Origin of the sequence: Microbacterium sp. USHLN272 (assembly GCF_037149655.1) — a bacterium.
GTDB lineage: Bacteria > Actinomycetota > Actinomycetes > Actinomycetales > Microbacteriaceae > Microbacterium > Microbacterium galbinum.
In genome coordinates, this window is record NZ_JBBCRA010000001.1 from 2466873 (window position 1) to 2483090 (window position 16218).

A 16218-nucleotide genomic window follows, 5' to 3' on the forward strand; every position below is an offset into this window, starting at 1 on the left:
CCCGACACACCCCTCTGCGCACCGTTCGCAGAGGGGTGTTTCGTCTCTGGAGGGGTGGTTCGGCGCGGGGCTATGCTGACCGCATGATCGAGGAGTGGAGCGAGTTCAACGTCGCGATGGCGGGCGCGACCGCGGCCCTGGCCGGCCTCGTGATCGTCGCCGCGAGCGTCAACATCGCCGAGATCGTGAAGTCGCGCACGCTCACCGCACGTCTTCTCGCGGGCATCGCGGCGCTCGTGCTCGCGCTCGCCGTGTCGGCGATCGGGCTCGTTCCCGGCCTCGACCTCACCTGGTACGGCGTGCTCATCGTCGTGGCGACACTGCTGATGTCGGTGTTCCAGGTGAACGTGACGCGGCTCATCGCGGGCGACCCGAACCCGGCCGACCGCGCGCGGCCGCTCAAGTATCTGATCGGCTTCCTGCCCCTGGCCGCGTATCTCGTCGCCGGCGTGCTGGTGGGGGTGGGACATCCGTCGGGGCTGTACCTCGCCGCCGCCGGATGCCTGCTCGCGATCGTCTCGGCGATCGTCGTGTCGTGGGTGGCACTGGTCGAAGTGCTGCGCTGAGCGCCGCGCCGTGCCGGAACGAGCGGATGCCGCGGCGTCAGCCCGTGACGGTGAGCTGCATCTCGGGGGTGCCACCCGCCTCGACCCAGGCGAGCGAGCGTTCGAGCACGCCCCGGAGCACGTCGAGGTCGATCTCCTCGAGGTCGGTGATGTAGAGGCATCCGGCGCCGGTGGTGTGCGGGCCGAGTGCCGCCAGGGCCTCCTCGTGCGCGGCGACGCCGTCGAGCAGGTAGATCGTCGTCGCCGCCTTGCGCGGCGCGAAGGCCAGCAGCCCGGAGTCGCCCTCGGTGCCGGTCGGATACCGGTAGTGGCACGACCCGAAACCGATGATCGTGCCCCAGGTCGCGGGCTCGCGGCCGGTGATCTCCTGCATGAGGGCGGTCAGCGTCTCGGCATCCCTCCGGCGCTTCGCGGGGGAGGACCGGGCGATCAGGCCCGCGACGTCGTGGCCGGTGGGCTTCACGATGGCTCTCCTTCAGAGGCTGCGGGTTCGTGCGCCGCAGCGCGATCCGTGATTCGCAGGAAGTGCCCGTCGGGGTCGAGCAGGCGGAAGTCGGTCAGCCCCCACGCCCGACGCTGCAGGTCATCGACCAGCCCGACTCCGGATGCCGCAACCCGCTCGCGCTCCGCGGCAACGTCATCGACCTCGATAACGATCTCGACGCCCAGCGGAGGGCGGCGGTCGCCGATCGCGTTCGGAGAGGCGAGCAGACCGATCCGCACCGCATCGCGGCGCACCGCCGCATACGGGTTCGCGAGGCCCCGGTCGTCTTGCACGAGTTCGAATCCCAGAACGTCGACGTAGAACGCGAGCGCCCGGTCGAGGTCTCTCGGGAAGAGCTCGATGCGGAGTGCGGCGGGCACGGTCGGCCTACTTCTCGGCCTTCGCGGCGGCCTTCATCGCCTTCTTGTGCTCGCGCACCTTCGTCAGGGATTCGGGCGAGACGATGTCGGCGACGCTGCGGAACGAGCCGTCGACGCCGTAGTCGCCCGCGGCCTCGCGCCAACCGGCGCCGGTGAATCCGTACTGCTTGCCCAGCAGCGCCAGGAAGATCTTCGCCTTCTGCTCGCCGAAGCCCGGCAGCGCCTTCAGGCGCTTGAGCACCTCGGCGCCGTTCGGCTCGCCCTGCGTCCAGAGGGCGGCGGCGTCTCCGCCCCAGTCGTCGACGATCGTCTGGCACAGCGTCTGCACGCGCGTCGCCATCGACCCCGGGAAGCGGTGCACCGCGGGCGTCGTCTTGAACGCCTCGAGGAACTCCTCGGGGTCCATGCTCGCGATCGCCGAGGCATCCGTCGCGCCCGTGCGCTGCTCGATCTTCAACGGACCCGCGAACGCGGTCTCCATCGGCACCTGCTGATCCAGCAGCATCCCGACCAGGAGGGCGAGCGGGTTGTCGGTCAGGAGAGCGTCGGCGGCGGTGTCTCCGGTGATGTGAAGGGCCATGCGTTCATTCTCGCATCGGGCGGTTCCTGTGGGGCGCTGGGCGATGGGTACCCGCCCCCGGCGTCAGGCGGAGGCGGCGTCGTCGAGCGGGTCGATGGCCGAGACGGCGGGCTGCTCGGGCGAGAGGCCGTAGAGCGTCTCGAGGGCCGCGGCGAAGTCGTCGGCGCGGCCGGCGGCGGCGAGCTCGTGCGCACGGGTCGTCGGCTCGTGCAGCAGCACGCCGGCGAGGTGGCGCAGTGCCTGCTCGATCTTGCCGTCCTCGTCGCCGCGCGCGCGGGCGCGGGCGATCTCCGAGTCGAGCAGCGAGAAGATGTGCGAGCGCAGGGCGATCACCGACGGAGTCACGCTCTGGCGGGCGCCCACGACGTGGAAGGTGTCCGCGGCCTCGCGAACGACGGTGCGCGCGGCATCCGTGGCCTGCAGCTCTTCGAGCGGAGCGTGCAGGCGGATGGTCTCGAGGTCGAGCAGCGCGACACCCTCGAGGGTGGCGACGGCCGGGTCGACGTTGCGGGGCATGCCGAGGTCGACGACCAGCTGTCCACGCTGGGTCCCTGAGCCTGTCGAAGGGGAGACGGGGCAGCCCGCGGCAGCGGCCGCGGCGAGTCCGGCGGGCGCCTGCAGATGCTGCGGCCCGAGCACCGGCTCGGTGGCGGTGGTGCACGTGATCAGCAGGCTCGACCGGGCGGCGGTGCGCGCGTAGTCGGCTTCGGCGACGGGACGGATGCCGTGCTTCGCGGCGAAGATCTCGGCGCGACCCGACGGCGAGTAGACGGAGATGTCGACGGCGCCGCGCTCGCGGAGCGTGGCGAGCGTGACGGCGGCGTAGGCACCGGTGCCGACGAGCAGTACGCGCTCGGCCGACCAGTCGGCGATGCGGGAGTCGGCGAGCTCGAGGGCGAGGCGCACCAGCGAGCGGCCCGCGCGGCCGAGGGCCGTGACGTTCTTGACCTTGCGCTGCGCCTGGCTGGCGCGCTGGAACAGGCGCTCGAGCTCGGGGGAGGTCGTGCCCTCCTTGCGGGCGGACTTGAGTGCGCGGCGCACCTGGCCGGCGATCTCGCCCTCGCCGGAGACGACGGATTCGAGACCGGAGGCCACGGAGAAGAGGTGCTCGGCGACGCGGCGGCCCGAGTGCACGGTGTAGGCGCCGTCGAGTTCATCGGCGGGAACGCCGGTCGCGGCCTCGACCGCTTCGAGCACGGCCTCGACGCCGATCGCGCCGGCTGCAGTGACGGGTTCGTCCATTTCCACGTACGCCTCGAAGCGATTGCACGTCGCGAGAACGACCGCACCCTGCACGCACGGCGTCATGCCCACGAGAGTGGGGGCGACGTCGTCGGGGGTGCGGCTCAGGCGTTCGAGCAGATCGAAGCTGGCGGTCTTGTGACTCGCCGTGACACACAGCAGCACCCTTCGATTGTACCGGAGGCTCCCGACGCCGAGGTCGCCGGGCCCACAGCATCCGCATCGGGGGCGGATGCGAGGATGGAGGCATGGCCCTCTCCGACGCTCCGCTCCTGCGCGCCCTCGCGGGCGAACGCCCCGCTCAGACCCCCGTGTGGTTCATGCGCCAGGCCGGCAGGTCGCTGCCCGAGTACCGCGAGCTGCGGGTGGGCACGCGGATGCTCGACGCCTGCCTCACTCCCGACCTCGCCGCCGAGATCACGCTGCAGCCGGTGCGCCGCCACGGCGTCGACGCGGCCGTCTTCTTCAGCGACATCGTCATCCCGCTGCGCCTGGCCGGAGTCGAGGTCGAGATCGAACCGGGGCGTGGACCGGTGTTCGCGAGCCCGGTGCGCACGGCATCCGACGTCGACCGCATCACGGCGATCGATCCCGCCTCGCTCGACTCGACCGCGATCTCCGAGGCCGTGCGCCTCACCGTCGCCGAACTCGGCGACACCCCGCTGATCGGCTTCGCCGGAGCGCCCTTCACCCTCGCGGCCTACCTCGTCGAGGGCGGCCCGTCGAAGGAGCATCTGCGCGCGCGAGCCATGATGCACGCCGACCCCGACTCGTGGAACCGCCTCGCCGGATGGCTGGCGCAGGTGTCGCGGGTCTTCCTCTCGGCGCAGCGCGACGCCGGGGCATCCGTCGTGCAGCTCTTCGACTCGTGGGCGGGCGGTCTGAGCCCCGCCGACTACCGCACCTTCGTGCGCCCGCACTCGAAGACCGCGCTCGAGGGCATCGGGCTGCCGACCATCCACTTCGGCGTCGGCACCGGACCCTTCCTCGCCGACATGCGTCTCGACGGTGCGGCCGATGGTGTGGGCGTCGACTGGCGGCAGCCGCTCGACGAGGCGGCCGCGATCCTCGGCCCCGACACGACGGTGCAGGGCAACATCGATCCCGCGCTGCTGTCGGCCCCGTGGCCGGTGCTCGAGGCGCACGTGCTCGACGTGCTGCGGAGGGGCCGCACCGCTCGGGCGCACATCGTCAACCTCGGCCACGGCGTGCCACCCGAGACCGACCCCGATCAGCTCACGCGCATCGTCGAGCTGGTGCACGCGCAGCGCGACTGACGGATGCCGCGAAGGGTCAAGACACCCCGCGCCGGCGGTCTCGCGCGCGGCGTGTCGTGACCCCTCACGCGCTCAGGCGCCCCGCCGCGCCCGCAGCCAGCGCACCGCCCGCAGATCGTCGAGCGTGAACGGACCGTCCGGGAGCGCGGCGCGGATGCGCTCGTCGCTGAACGCGCGCCGCGGTCGGAACTCCTCGGGAGCCTCGGGCGCGTAGGGAGCCGGCTCGGTCACGCCTTCGGCCAGCATCCGGGCCTGCGCCTTCGCCACCAGAGGGGTGACCATCGTCCACTCGGTCAGTTGGGCAAGCACGCGGATCGTCCACAGCGGCACGGGGAAGAAGAGAGGGCTGCGCTCGTCGACCCGAGCGATGCGGCGCAGTGCCTCGCCGAGTGTGACCTCGTCGGCACCCATGACCGCGATTGTGGGCTCGGCGATGCGCCCTTCGAGAGCGGCGACGAGCAGGTCGACCGCGTCCTCGACGGGCACGGGGCGGGCGCGGCGCTCGCGGAACCCGACGGTCCAGAAGAAGGGCAGCGTGCGCACGGCGCGCGACACGTGGTCGACCATGTGGTCGCCGCGACCGTAGATCATGCCGGACTTGAGGATGGTGTGGTCGATGCCGGAGGAGCGGATGATCTCTTCGGCCTCCCACTTGGACTCGTGGTAGCCCGAGCCGCACTCGGGCCGGGCGCGAAGGAAACTCACCATCACGATGCGCTTCACACCGGCGCGACGAGCGGCTTCGACGACGGCGCGTGTGCCCTCGACGTGCACGCCCTGGAACGTCTGGTCGCCGATCTCGCGGTTGATGCCGGCGCAGTGCGCGACCGCATCGCATCCGGCGAAGGCTGCGGTGAGCGCGTCGACATCGTCGAGCGCGACGCCGGTGCGTCGGGACACGACGACGGATGCTTCGGGGCCGAGGCGCTCGGCGAGGTGACGCCCGACGAATCCGGTGCCTCCGGTGATGGCCACTCTCATGACTGCTCCTTCGCTCATTAGCTCTACGGCTAAATGCTATCTAGCAAGGGTGCTATATTGCAAACATGACAGATAGCGCGACCGACATCTTCGCCGCGCTGGCGCACCCCACCCGGCGGCAGATCCTGCAGGACCTGAAAGAGGGCGAGCTGGCGGCCGGCGAGATCGCCGCGAAGTTCTCATCGAGCGGTCCGACGATCTCCCGTCATCTCGCGGTGCTGCGGCAGGCCGGGCTCGTGACCGAGCGTCGCGACGCCAACCGCATCCTGTACTCGCTGGTCGGTGAGCGCCTCGCCCTCTCGGTCGGCGACTTCCTCTCGACGGTGTGCCCCGAGCAGATCGTTCTGCGAGAGATACGCAAGCGCGGGGGCGCCGACGAGGGGTTATCCCCGGCCGAGGCCTGAGCGGGGCGATGCGAGGATGGAAGGCATGACCGAGCCCTCCGAACTCGCCGCCCGCGCCGCCGAGAAGCACGTCGTCGTGATCGGCGGTGGGATCGGCGGTCTCATCGCCGCCCGTGAGTGCGCCAAGGTCGGCATGCGCGTGACGGTGCTCGAGGCGTCAGATGCCGTGGGCGGCGCGATCCGTCGGGCCGAGCTCGACGGGGTGGCCCTCGACGCGGGGGCCGAGAGCTTCGCGACCCGCGGCGGACACGTGCGTGCGCTCCTCGCCGAGCTCGGCATCGACGACCGCGTCGTCGCACCCGCTCCCGGAGGAGCCTGGCTCGCCGGGGTCCCGGGCATCGGCGCCGCACCGCTCCCCGTCGGCGGGCTGCTCGGCATCCCCGCCAACCCGTTCCAGGACGACGTGCGCCGCATCATCGGCTGGTCGGGCGCCTGGAGGGCGTACCTCGATCGGGTGCGTCCGCCGCTGACCATCGGCCACGAGCACAGCCTCGGCAAGCTCGTCTCGACGCGCATGGGCGACAAGGTGCGCGACCGCCTCGTCGCTCCCGTGACCACGGGGGTGTATTCCGCTTCCCCCTCCGATATCGATGTCGAGATCGCCGCACCGGGGCTCAACGCCGCGCTCACGCGCACCGGTTCGTTGTCGGGTGCGGTGGCCGCGCTGCGCGACGAGGGGGCGGCCCGCGCCGCCGCGAAGAAGCCGGGCGCCGCGGTCGAGGGACTCGACGGCGGGATGACCGTCCTCGTCGATGCCCTGCTCGCCGACCTCGAGAACTTCCGTGTCGAGGTGCGCACGGCATCGCCCGTCCGCGCGATCGCCCGCGACGGAGACGGCTGGATCGTCGTCGCCGATGCGCCCGTCGATCCGGCATCCGAAGCCGCGCCCGAAGACGCCGCGGACTCCGATGACGAGGTCGTCGCGGTCGCGGAGGGGTGGCAGGCGGATGCCGTCGTCGTCGCCGTCGACGAGCGCACCGCGCGTGCGCTGCTCGCCGACGCCGTGCCCGCACTCATGCCGACCGACGACGTACCGGCACCCGAGATCGAGATCGTCACCCTGCTCCTCGACGCTCCGGCGCTCGATGCGGCGCCGCGCGGTACGGGTGTGCTGACGGTGCCCGGCAGCCACGTCGCCAAGGCGCTCACGCACTCCACCGCGAAGTGGGAGTGGGTGCGCCGGGCGGCCGGTGGTCGTCACGTCGTGCGGGTGTCGTTCGGTGCGCAGGGCGAGCCGGCGGCCACGGCAGGGCTCGACGACGGGGCTGCGTCGGACCTCGCGCTGCGCGAGGCATCCGCTCTTCTGGGCGTCGATCTGGCACCGTCCGCGCTGGTGGCCGCGCACCGTGCGCGCTACGTGCAGGCGCAGCCGGCATCGGTGATCGGATCGGCGGAACGTCGTGCGGCGGCACGCTCCGCCGTGCAGGCCGTTCCTGGCCTCGCGGCGGTCGGCGCCTGGCTCGCGGGTACGGGTCTCGCGCAGGTGATCCCCGATGCGACCGAGGAAACAGACCGCCTGCGCCGCACCCTGATCTGGGAGTGAGCGCCTCGCGCCTGTCAACCCCCTGCCCTCTCAATGCCGAAATCGGCATATGGGGTTACGCTGGGTACCTGGCCGACGGGGATCGAACGCCTGCGGCTCGACCGGAACAACGTGAGGAGACCCCATGAAGGGGAAGATCGGACTCGTCGTCGGAATCGGCGTGGGATACGTCCTCGGAACGCGCGCCGGACGCGAGCGCTACGAGCAGATCAAGACGCAGTGGCTCAAGGTCTGGCATCTCGACCCCGTGCAGGAGCGCGTCGAGCAGGTGAAGGACTTCGTGGGCCAGAAGGCCGCCGCGGTTCCGGGCGCCCTCTGGAACGGCGCCGTCAAGGTCGTGAAGTCGGTCGGCAGCGACGGCACGCCCGGGCAGAAGCTCGACTCGGTGATCGCCGCGGGCAAGGACGTCGCCGAAGACCTCGAGGATGCCGCCGAAGAGGTGAAGGACCGCGTCGAGGAGGCCGAGAAGTCGTCGACGTCGAAGACCTCTTCGTCGAAGACGTCCTCCGCGAACTCATCGGCCTCGACCGGAGCCGCTCGCAAGCCCGCCGCCAAGAAGCCGGCGACGCGCAAGCCCGCCGCGAAGAAGACCGGGAACTGACCATGCCCCGCGGCTATCGCGACCGCGCCGATGACAGCTTCCTGTCGCTGATCGGCGACCTCCCCGAACTCGTCTCGAACCTCGTCAAGGCCGAGATCAACGCCGCCAAGGCGTGGGTCTCGCGCACCGCGAAGGACGCGGGCTTCGGCGCCGTCTGGTTCGTCGTCGCCCTGTTCTTCCTGTTCTGGGCGATCCCGGTGCTGCTGGTCTTCGCCATCGCGGGCATCGCCTCGTGGTGGCCCGTGTGGCTCTCGGCGCTGGCGGTGTTCGGCATCCTGATCCTGGCCGTGCTGTTCTTCGCGCTGCTCGGCCTTCTCAAGTTCCGCAAGGTGCTGCGCCGGGAGAACCCCGCGCAGGCCGTCGCCACAGACGTTCGCATCGTGAAGGAGGCCGGCGACAATGACGAATTCTGACCTGCCGATCACCGCCGTCCCCGGCGGCATCGTCGACCCCGTCGCCTCGGCGCGGGCAGAGCTCAAGGCGGCGCTCGCCGCGATCGAGATCAAGGGCAACGTGCCGCGTCGTCTCGACAAGGCCTCGAAGCGCGCGGCCGTGCGTCTGCGACTGTTCTCCGAGCGCAACCCCGCGGGCGCGATCGCGATCGCCGTGGGTGCGGCGGCCGTCGTCGGCAGCGCCGTCTGGGTGATCGCCCGGGCGATCTCGCGCTGACCACTTCTTTTCGCGACGCCCCGGAACTCCGCTTCCGGGGCGTCGCGTTTTTGCACGCTCGGCCGCATTCGCAGCCGTCCGACAAAAGGGGCAGACTGGGACCATGTCCGATGAGAGCGCAGAGAACCCGTCCGGCTTCACCCTCTGGGCCGTGTGGCGACGCAATCCCGATGTGCCCGTCACCGAGTCCGACTCGACCGAACTCGAGACGATCGTCTCGTACGTCGAGGACTCCGGGGTCACGGTCCGCGGCTTCTACGACGTCTCGGGCCTCAAGGCCGACGCCGACCTCATGGTGTGGCTGCACGGCGACACCGCCGAAGAACTGCAGAAGGCGCTGCGTCGTCTGCGCCGCACCGAGCTGCTGCGCTCGCTCCTGCCCGTCTGGAACGTGATGGGCGTGCACCGCGACGCCGAGTTCAACCGCTCGCACGTGCCCGGCTTCCTCCGGGGGGTCGAGCCCAAGGACTGGCTCTGCCTCTACCCGTTCGTGCGCACGCCCGAGTGGTACCTGGCACCCGAGGCCGACCGTCGCGCGATGCTCGCCGACCACGGCCGCAAGGGCGCCGCGTTCACCGGCGTCGTCGCGAACACCGTCGCCGCGTTCGCCCTCGGCGACTACGAGTGGATCCTCCCGATGGAGGCCGACGACATCACCGATCTCGTCGACATGATGCGCGACCTCCGCTACACCGAGGCGCGTCTGTTCGTGAAGGAGGAGGTGCCCTTCTACACGGGGCGCAGGCTCCGCTTCGACGAGATCGCGGACGTGCTGCAGTAGGCCCGCCGTGAGCTCCCCGATCCGCCTCGGTACTCGCCGCAGCGCTCTCGCGCAGGCCCAGTCCGGTCACGTCGCCGCCGCCCTCGAGAAGGTCGTCGGCCGCCCCGTCGTGCTCGTCCCGATCACGTCCGAGGGCGACACCAATCGCGCCTCGCTGTCGGAGATCGGCGGGCAGGGCATCTTCGCCACGCGTCTGCGCGAGGCGCTGCTCGCGGGGGAGTGCGACTTCCTGGTGCACTCGCTCAAGGACCTGCCCACCGCGGTCCCCGAGGGCCTCGTCATCGCGGCGACGCCCGTCCGCGAAGACGCGCGCGATGTCGCCATCACTCGCGGCGGTACTCCGCTGCACGAGCTGCGCGCCGGCAGCACTGTCGGCACGGGGTCGCCCCGCCGCATCGCCCAGGTGCGTCGCCGGGCCCCGCACTCGACGGTCGTCGACCTGCGCGGCAACGTCGACTCGCGTCTCGCGCGCGTCGCATCCGGCGAGCTGGATGCCGTCATCCTCGCGGCCGCGGGGCTCTCGCGGCTCGGCACCGACTCGCCGCTGCACCGGGAGGAGCTGGGGCTGAGCGAGTGGCCGACCGCGCCCGGCCAGGGAGCCCTGGCCGTGGAGACGACGACGGATGCCCCGGCCGAGCTGCGTGAGGCGCTCGCCGTCCTCGACGATGCGCCCACCCGCCTCGCGATCACGCTGGAGCGCGCGATCCTCGAGGGTCTGGACGCCGGATGTCAAGCCCCCATGGCCGCGCATGCGGTCGTCGAAGGCGACGAGATCCGCGTCAGGACGGTCGTGTACGCGGCCGATGGCGGTCGCCGGATCGGGCTCGACGTCACCGAACCCCTGAACGAGGGGTATATTCAACGGAACGGCAGTGGCAATGATGCGGATGCTGCCGATGGTGCAGATCCGATCCAGGCCGTTCGATCGCTGGGATTGGCTGTCGCCCGTCGGCTGCTCGAACAAGGGGCGGCCGAACTCGTCCCCCGAGAGCAATCCTGATGACCACGACACCCGAATCGAAGCACGACAAGCCTCTAGACGGCTGGCGGATCCTCGTCCCCCGCGGAGGCCCGTGGGGCGACGGCGTCGCCGCGAGCCTGCGCCTGCAGGGAGCGGTCCCCGTCGTCGCGCCCCTCATCAACTTCGCCCCCACGACCGACCAGGCGGCCCTCGACGTCGCCCTGGAGCAGCTCGCCGCCGGCGCCTACGACTGGCTCACGGTGACGAGCGCGACCACGGTCGACGTGCTCTTCGCGCACCGTGCGGTGGTGCCGACCACCACGCGCATCGCGGCGGTCGGCGAGACCACCGCGGCGGCGCTGCAGGCCGTCGGGTACGAGGTCGCGCTGGTGCCCACGCAGGACAACTCCGCCGAGGGCATGGCGCAGCAGATGATCTCGCTCGAGACCGCACCGCGCCGCATCCTCGCTCTCCGCAGCGAGATCGCGAAGCCGGTGCTGAGCGTGCTGCTCACCGAGGCGGGTCACGACGTCGACAGCGTGGTGGCGTACCGCACGGTCGGCGTACCGGTGACGGATCGAATCAAGCGCGACGTCGAGAACGGTCGCATCAACGCGATCCTCATCACGAGCGGTTCGGTCGCCGAGCAGGTGCGCGAGCAGTTCCCCGAGATCCCCGATGACACGTTGCTCGCGGCGATCGGTCCGCGCACGGCGCGCGATGCCCGCAACGCCGGACTGTCGGTCTCGGTGGTCGCGGATCGCCAGACGGTCGACGCGCTCATCGACGCGGTCTCGCACTTCACCCTCCCGCACTCGGCCGACGAGTTCACGCCGTGAGCTTCCCCGAGGTGCGCCTGCGTCGACTGCGCCAGTCGCCGGCCGTCCGCCAGCTCGTGCGCGAGACCAGCCTCCAGCCGCAGCAGCTCGTGCTGCCGATGTTCGTGCGCGAAGGGCTCACCGACCCCGCGCCGATCGGATCGATGCCCGGTGTCGTCCAGCACTCGATGGACTCGCTGCGCGCCGCGGCGGTCGAGGCGGCCGAGGCCGGCGTCGGTGGCGTCATGCTCTTCGGCGTTCCTGCGGTGCGCGATGCCCGCGGCTCCGGTGCAGACGCTCCCCACGGCATCCTCAATCTCGCGACCGAGGCGCTGGCAGCCGAGGTGGGCGACGCCCTCGTCGTGCAGACCGACCTGTGCCTCGACGAGTTCACCGATCACGGACACTGCGGCGTGCTGGCCGCCGACGGTTCCGTCGACAACGACGCGACCCTCGAGCGGTACACCTCGATGGCTCTCGCCCAGGCGCGGGCCGGTTCGCAGCTGCTCGGGCTCTCGGGCATGATGGACGGCCAGGTCGCCGCCATCCGCCGAGCGCTCGACGCCGAGGGGTTCACGCGCACGATCCTGATGTCGTACGCGGCGAAGTACGCGAGCGCGTTCTACGGCCCCTTCCGCGAGGCGGTCGACTCGCAGCTCACCGGTGACCGCCGCACCTACCAGCTCGACCCCGGCAACCGTCGCGAGGGCGTGCGCGAGGCCGTGGTCGACGAGCAGGAGGGCGCCGACATCGTCATGGTCAAGCCGGCGATGGCCTTCCTCGACGTTCTGCGCGAGGTGCGAGACACCGTGCATATTCCGGTGTGGGCATACCAGGTGTCCGGCGAGTACGCGATGATCGAGGCCGCCGCCGCGAACGGATGGATCGACCGCCGTGCGGCGATCCTCGAGTCGCTGCTGTCGATCCGGCGCGCCGGTGCCGACGCGGTTCTGACGTACTGGGCGACCGAGGCCGCCCGCTGGCTGCGCGACTGATCGGTCGCCGCCGCACTTCGAGAGGAAGCACCATGTCCGATCGCAACGATGATCTCTTCTCCGCCGCCCGCGCGGTGATCCCCGGCGGCGTGAACTCTCCCGTCCGCGCCTACGGGTCGGTCGGTGGCACGCCGCGGTTCCTCGCCTCCGCGCAGGGTGCGACGGTGACGGATGCCGCGGGCACGACCTACATCGACCTCGTGGCCTCGTGGGGCCCGGCGCTGCTCGGTCACGCGCATCCGGAGGTCGTCCAGGCGGTGCAGGAGGCCGCGACCCGTGGTCTGTCGTTCGGCGCGCCCACCGAGGGCGAGGTCGAGCTCGCGGCACTGATCGCCGACCGCGTGCGGTTCGGCGAGATCCGTCCGATCGAGCGCGTGCGCCTGGTGTCGACGGGCACCGAGGCGACCATGACGGCGATCCGCCTGGCCCGCGGCGCGACCGGTCGCGACCTGCTCGTGAAGTTCGCCGGTCACTACCACGGCCACTCCGACGGGCTGCTCGCCGCGGCGGGCTCGGGCGTCGCGACGCTCGCGCTGCCGGGATCCGCAGGCGTGCCCGCGCCGATCGCCGCGCAGACGCTCGTGATCGACTACAACGACCCCGAGGCGCTGGCGGCCGTGTTCGCCGAGCACGGCCCGCGCATCGCGGCGGTCATCGTCGAGGCATCCGCGGCGAACATGGGCGTCGTCGCCCCGCTCCCCGGGTTCAACCGCCTCATCGCCGACACGGCCCACGCGCACGGCGCGCTGATGATCCTCGACGAGGTGCTCACCGGGTTCCGCGTGCACCCGGCCGGGTTCTGGGGCCTGCAGGCCGCGGAGGGCGAGGACTACCTGCCCGACATCGTCACCTTCGGCAAGGTCGTCGGCGGGGGGATGCCGCTGGCCGCCCTCGGTGGACGGGCCGATGTGATGGACCTCCTGGCCCCGCTGGGGCCGGTCTACCAGGCGGGCACGCTCTCCGGGAACCCACTCTCCGTCGCCGCGGGCCTCGCCACGCTGCGCCTCGCGACGCCCGAGGTCTACGCGACCATCGACGCGGCGGCCGACCGGCTCTCGCGTGCGCTCGACGCGGCGCTCACGGATGCCGGTGTCGAGCACGCGGTGGCGAAGGCGGGAAACCTCTTCAACGCGTCGTTCCGCCCCTCCGCCCCGCGCGACTACGCCGAGGCCCAGGCGCAGGAGACGTTCCGCTACGCTCCGTTCTTCCACTCGCTGCGGGAGCAGGGGATCGCCCTGCCGCCGAGCGTGTTCGAGGCGTGGTTCCTCACGGCCGCCCACGGCGACGAAGAACTGCTGCGCATCGAGGCGGCGCTGCCCCTCGCCGCCGCCGCCGCGGCATCCGCTCGTCCCTGAGTAAGCGCATTCCCACAACGGATCGTTGTGTTCCTGTGAGCAAGATCCAGACAACTGGGAGGATGCCGCTGGCAGACTGGGTGTCATGGTGACGTTGCTGTTGGATCAGACGCAACTCGAGATCGTGCTCTCGCCGCTGGAACGCGCCGCGAGCTTCCACCGCGACAACCTCCGCATCGTGCGCGAGACGATCACCAAGGTGCAGCTCACCGATGACGCCTGGACCTGGCTGCGCGGCGTGCCCAACCCCGGCACCCACATCCCCGGCATCCTCGCCGCCGGCACGTGGAAGGCCGCGGGCAGCACCGACTTCGTGCTCATCCGCAAGCGCCGGCCGAGCGTCGTGATCGATCTCACGGGCGACGAGCAGTACCGCCGTCTCATCCTGACCACCCGGCACGGCCTCGCCCTGACGCAGGCCCTGCGGCTCGAGGTCTCCGAAGAGCCGGCCGACGTCGAGGAGATCGTCTCGACCGGCTCGATCCCCACGACCAAGCAACCCCGGCGCCCGGTGATCCGGCCGCGGCCCGCCTGAGCCACCGCGCTCGCAGACCACGGCGAAACGCCCTCCGCGACCATCGGGTCGGGAGGGCGTCTCGCCGTGCGGATCGATCAGTCGCGGGGGCGGTACTCGCCGTGCTCGTGGTGCTGGTCGCCGTCGCCGCTCTGGTCGTAGTGGTCGGCGTTGGCGAGCTCGTCGTCGGTCGCCGTGAGTGGGATCTCCGGGATGATCTCGATCACGGTCGTGCGGGGAGCGCCATCGGCGGGAGCGTCGTCGTCGGATGCTTCGTCGTCGGATGCTTCGTCGTTCGGGGTCTCGTCGGTCGCCGTGTCGGCTTCCGCCTGCGTGTCGGCTTCCGGCTCGGAGGGGGCGGCATCGTCCGTCTCGCTGCCGTCCGACTCGGAGGGCGCCTCGCCGAGGGGGTAGTCCTTCGGCTCGTCCTCGAAGTAGGCGCGGGCGGCGTCGGCGAGCATCGAGCTCACCGCGGCCGAGCGCGGGTCGGCGTCCTCGGCGGAGGCCGCCTCGTCGCTGTCGGAAGACCCATCCGACGACGCGTCGGATGCGCCGTCGGTCGGGCCCAGGTCGTCGAACACCTCGACCCCGGCCTCCTCGCCGATCGGAACACCCGCGGCTTCACCGTCGACGGCGTGGGCGGGAGCTTCGGCACCCGGGAACGAGGTGGCCTCCTCCTCGGCGGCGTCGCCGTTTCCGAAGAGGATGTCGTCGAACGAGGGGAGCCCCGCGGCCGACACCGGGCCCGGTGCGACCTGCGCGGCATCCGCGTCGGTGGCCGTACCGTCTGCAGGCGTCTCGTCCGCAGGCGTCTCGTCGTCGGATCCAGCGGTGTCGGATCCAGCGTCGTCGGATGCAGAGGCGCCGTCGACGGAGCCGTCGACCGCTCCCTCGGCATCCGCTTCGTCCGCGACGACGTCGCCGTCGTTCACGATCGCGGCTCCTGCTCCGGAGGCGACCACTGCCGCCGCGACGGGACCGCCGGGCACGGCTGCGGCGGCGTCGGCGGCGATCGCGGAGGCCGTCATCGCCGCCGTGTCGTCCGTCGTGACCTGATCCTCGGCGTCGGCCGGAGCGGTCGCGTGTTCCTCGACGGGAGCCGCCGGCGCGGCGGCGGGAGCGACGAGCTGCGTCGCGAGGAGGCCGGCGTGCGGCTCGAGCCGGCCGCCACGGGTGAGCTGGATGAAGACGTCTTCGAGTGTCGGACCGCGCTGCACGAGAGTGGTGAGGGCGATCCCGGCATCCGCGGCGACCGCTCCGACCCGGCGCGCGTCGGTGCCGCGCACCGTGAGCCCGGAGCGGAGGACCTCGATGTCGAACCCGGCGGCGGCGAGGGCGGCGGTGAGCGCGGCGCGATCGGCCGCGTCGACGATGACGGCACCGGCCGAAGGATCGGCGAGCTCCTCGATGCCGCTCGCGAGCACGAGACGGCCCTTCGAGAGCACGAGCACGTTGTCGGCCACCTGCTCGACCTCGCTGAGCACGTGCGACGAGACCAGCACGGTGCGGCCCTCGTCGGCGAGACGGCGCATGAGCAGGCGCATCCAGCGGATGCCTTCGGGGTCGAGCCCGTTGGCCGGCTCGTCGAACACGAGAGCCCCGGGGTCGCCGAGCAGAGCGTGAGCGACGCTCAGGCGCTGACGCATGCCGAGCGAGAATCCGCCGATGCGGGCGTCGCCCTCGTTCTCGAGCCCGACCAGGGAGAGCACCTCGGCGACGCGACCGAGCGGGATGTCGTTGGCCTTGGCCGCGATCGTGAGCTGACGGTTCGCGGTGCGGCGCGGACGGTAGACGGTCTCCTCGAGCACCGAACCGATCACCCGCAGCGGCTGGCGGAGCTCGGCGTACGACTGGCCGCCGATCGTCGCGGTGCCGGATGTCGGGCGCACCTGGCCCAGCAGCATCCGCAGCGTCGTCGTCTTGCCGGCCCCGTTGGGGCCGAGGAACGCGGTGACCGCACCCGGCTCGATCCGAGCAGAGAAGTCGGAAACGGCGGTCACCTCATTGAAGCGCTTCGTCACGCCCGTGAATTCGAGAACCTGTCCGTCGGTCATGCGCGACCTCTCC

19 protein-coding genes are annotated in these 16218 nt (G+C 71.5%); 13 read left to right on the forward strand and 6 right to left on the reverse strand.

Going from position 1 to position 16218, the window contains the following annotated elements; all coding sequences use genetic code 11:
* The first annotated feature begins 83 nt into the window (after positions 1-83).
* Positions 84-566 carry a hypothetical protein gene (locus tag WFJ97_RS11890; RefSeq protein WP_247624399.1) on the forward strand — a complete coding sequence of 161 codons (483 nt, stop codon included), beginning with the start codon at positions 84-86 and terminating at the stop codon, positions 564-566.
* Between the two features lie 37 nt (positions 567-603).
* Here the strand turns inward: WFJ97_RS11890 and WFJ97_RS11895 are convergent, their stop codons facing one another.
* The 4 genes from WFJ97_RS11895 to WFJ97_RS11910 all read right to left on the reverse strand — a co-directional run bounded on the left by WFJ97_RS11895 (position 604) and on the right by WFJ97_RS11910 (position 3417).
* Positions 604-1029 (reverse strand): DUF1801 domain-containing protein, encoded by a 426-nt coding sequence (locus WFJ97_RS11895; RefSeq protein ID WP_247624400.1) that lies wholly within the window; start codon positions 1027-1029, stop codon positions 604-606.
* Positions 1026-1430, reverse strand: a complete 405-nt coding sequence (locus tag WFJ97_RS11900) for a VOC family protein (RefSeq protein WP_247624401.1) — start codon at positions 1428-1430, stop codon at positions 1026-1028. The genes WFJ97_RS11895 and WFJ97_RS11900 overlap by 4 nt, the downstream gene beginning before the upstream one ends.
* Before the next feature lie 7 nt (positions 1431-1437).
* On the reverse strand, positions 1438-2010 hold the full coding sequence (locus WFJ97_RS11905) for an HhH-GPD-type base excision DNA repair protein (protein ID WP_247624402.1): 573 nt from the start codon (positions 2008-2010) through the stop codon (positions 1438-1440).
* A gap of 63 nt (positions 2011-2073) precedes the next feature.
* Positions 2074-3417, reverse strand: coding sequence for a glutamyl-tRNA reductase (locus WFJ97_RS11910; protein WP_336641633.1), 1344 nt, complete (start codon positions 3415-3417; stop codon positions 2074-2076).
* An 83-nt stretch (positions 3418-3500) separates the two neighbouring features.
* On the opposite strand from WFJ97_RS11910, the gene hemE reads away from it, so the two are divergent.
* On the forward strand, positions 3501-4529 hold the full coding sequence (gene hemE / locus WFJ97_RS11915) for a uroporphyrinogen decarboxylase (protein ID WP_336641634.1): 1029 nt from the start codon (positions 3501-3503) through the stop codon (positions 4527-4529).
* Positions 4530-4601: 72 nt separating this feature from the next.
* On the opposite strand, the gene WFJ97_RS11920 is transcribed toward hemE, so the two are convergent.
* Entirely contained in the window at positions 4602-5510 is a 909-nt protein-coding gene (locus WFJ97_RS11920) for an NAD(P)H-binding protein (RefSeq protein ID WP_336641635.1), read from the reverse strand.
* Positions 5511-5575: 65 nt separating this feature from the next.
* Between WFJ97_RS11920 and WFJ97_RS11925 the strand changes: the two genes are divergently transcribed.
* The 11 genes from WFJ97_RS11925 (at position 5576) to WFJ97_RS11975 (ending at position 14172) form a co-directional block, all read left to right on the forward strand.
* The gene (locus WFJ97_RS11925; protein WP_247624406.1) at positions 5576-5914 is read left to right on the forward strand and encodes a metalloregulator ArsR/SmtB family transcription factor; all 339 of its coding nucleotides are present in this window, start codon (positions 5576-5578) and stop codon (positions 5912-5914) included.
* Between the two features lie 25 nt (positions 5915-5939).
* Positions 5940-7457, forward strand: coding sequence for a protoporphyrinogen oxidase (gene hemG / locus WFJ97_RS11930; RefSeq protein WP_336641636.1), 1518 nt, complete (start codon positions 5940-5942; stop codon positions 7455-7457).
* A 124-nt stretch (positions 7458-7581) separates the two neighbouring features.
* Positions 7582-8058, forward strand: a complete 477-nt coding sequence (locus WFJ97_RS11935; RefSeq protein ID WP_336641637.1) for a hypothetical protein — start codon at positions 7582-7584, stop codon at positions 8056-8058.
* A gap of 2 nt (positions 8059-8060) precedes the next feature.
* Positions 8061-8471: a phage holin family protein gene (locus tag WFJ97_RS11940; protein WP_247633729.1), complete on the forward strand. Its 411-nt coding sequence runs from the start codon at positions 8061-8063 to the stop codon at positions 8469-8471.
* Complete coding sequence (locus tag WFJ97_RS11945; protein ID WP_247624410.1) at positions 8458-8727, forward strand: hypothetical protein; 270 nt, start codon at positions 8458-8460, stop codon at positions 8725-8727. Before WFJ97_RS11940 ends, WFJ97_RS11945 begins: the two co-directional genes overlap by 14 nt.
* Positions 8728-8830: 103 nt before the next feature.
* Complete coding sequence (gene hemQ / locus WFJ97_RS11950) at positions 8831-9508, forward strand: hydrogen peroxide-dependent heme synthase (RefSeq protein ID WP_247624411.1); 678 nt, start codon at positions 8831-8833, stop codon at positions 9506-9508.
* Positions 9509-9515: 7 nt separating this feature from the next.
* The gene (gene hemC / locus WFJ97_RS11955; protein ID WP_247957005.1) at positions 9516-10508 is read left to right on the forward strand and encodes a hydroxymethylbilane synthase; all 993 of its coding nucleotides are present in this window, start codon (positions 9516-9518) and stop codon (positions 10506-10508) included.
* Positions 10508-11308, forward strand: a complete 801-nt coding sequence (locus WFJ97_RS11960; protein ID WP_247957004.1) for a uroporphyrinogen-III synthase — start codon at positions 10508-10510, stop codon at positions 11306-11308. The genes hemC and WFJ97_RS11960 overlap by 1 nt, the downstream gene beginning before the upstream one ends.
* Positions 11305-12282 carry a porphobilinogen synthase gene (gene hemB, locus WFJ97_RS11965; RefSeq protein WP_247633731.1) on the forward strand — a complete coding sequence of 326 codons (978 nt, stop codon included), beginning with the start codon at positions 11305-11307 and terminating at the stop codon, positions 12280-12282. Before WFJ97_RS11960 ends, hemB begins: the two co-directional genes overlap by 4 nt.
* Positions 12283-12314: 32 nt before the next feature.
* The gene (gene hemL / locus WFJ97_RS11970) at positions 12315-13637 is read left to right on the forward strand and encodes a glutamate-1-semialdehyde 2,1-aminomutase (RefSeq protein ID WP_336641638.1); all 1323 of its coding nucleotides are present in this window, start codon (positions 12315-12317) and stop codon (positions 13635-13637) included.
* Between the two features lie 85 nt (positions 13638-13722).
* The gene (locus tag WFJ97_RS11975) at positions 13723-14172 is read left to right on the forward strand and encodes a hypothetical protein (RefSeq protein ID WP_247624416.1); all 450 of its coding nucleotides are present in this window, start codon (positions 13723-13725) and stop codon (positions 14170-14172) included.
* A 77-nt stretch (positions 14173-14249) separates the two neighbouring features.
* On the opposite strand, the gene WFJ97_RS11980 is transcribed toward WFJ97_RS11975, so the two are convergent.
* Complete coding sequence (locus tag WFJ97_RS11980; RefSeq protein ID WP_336641639.1) at positions 14250-16205, reverse strand: ATP-binding cassette domain-containing protein; 1956 nt, start codon at positions 16203-16205, stop codon at positions 14250-14252.
* Between the last annotated feature and the right edge of the window lie 13 nt (positions 16206-16218).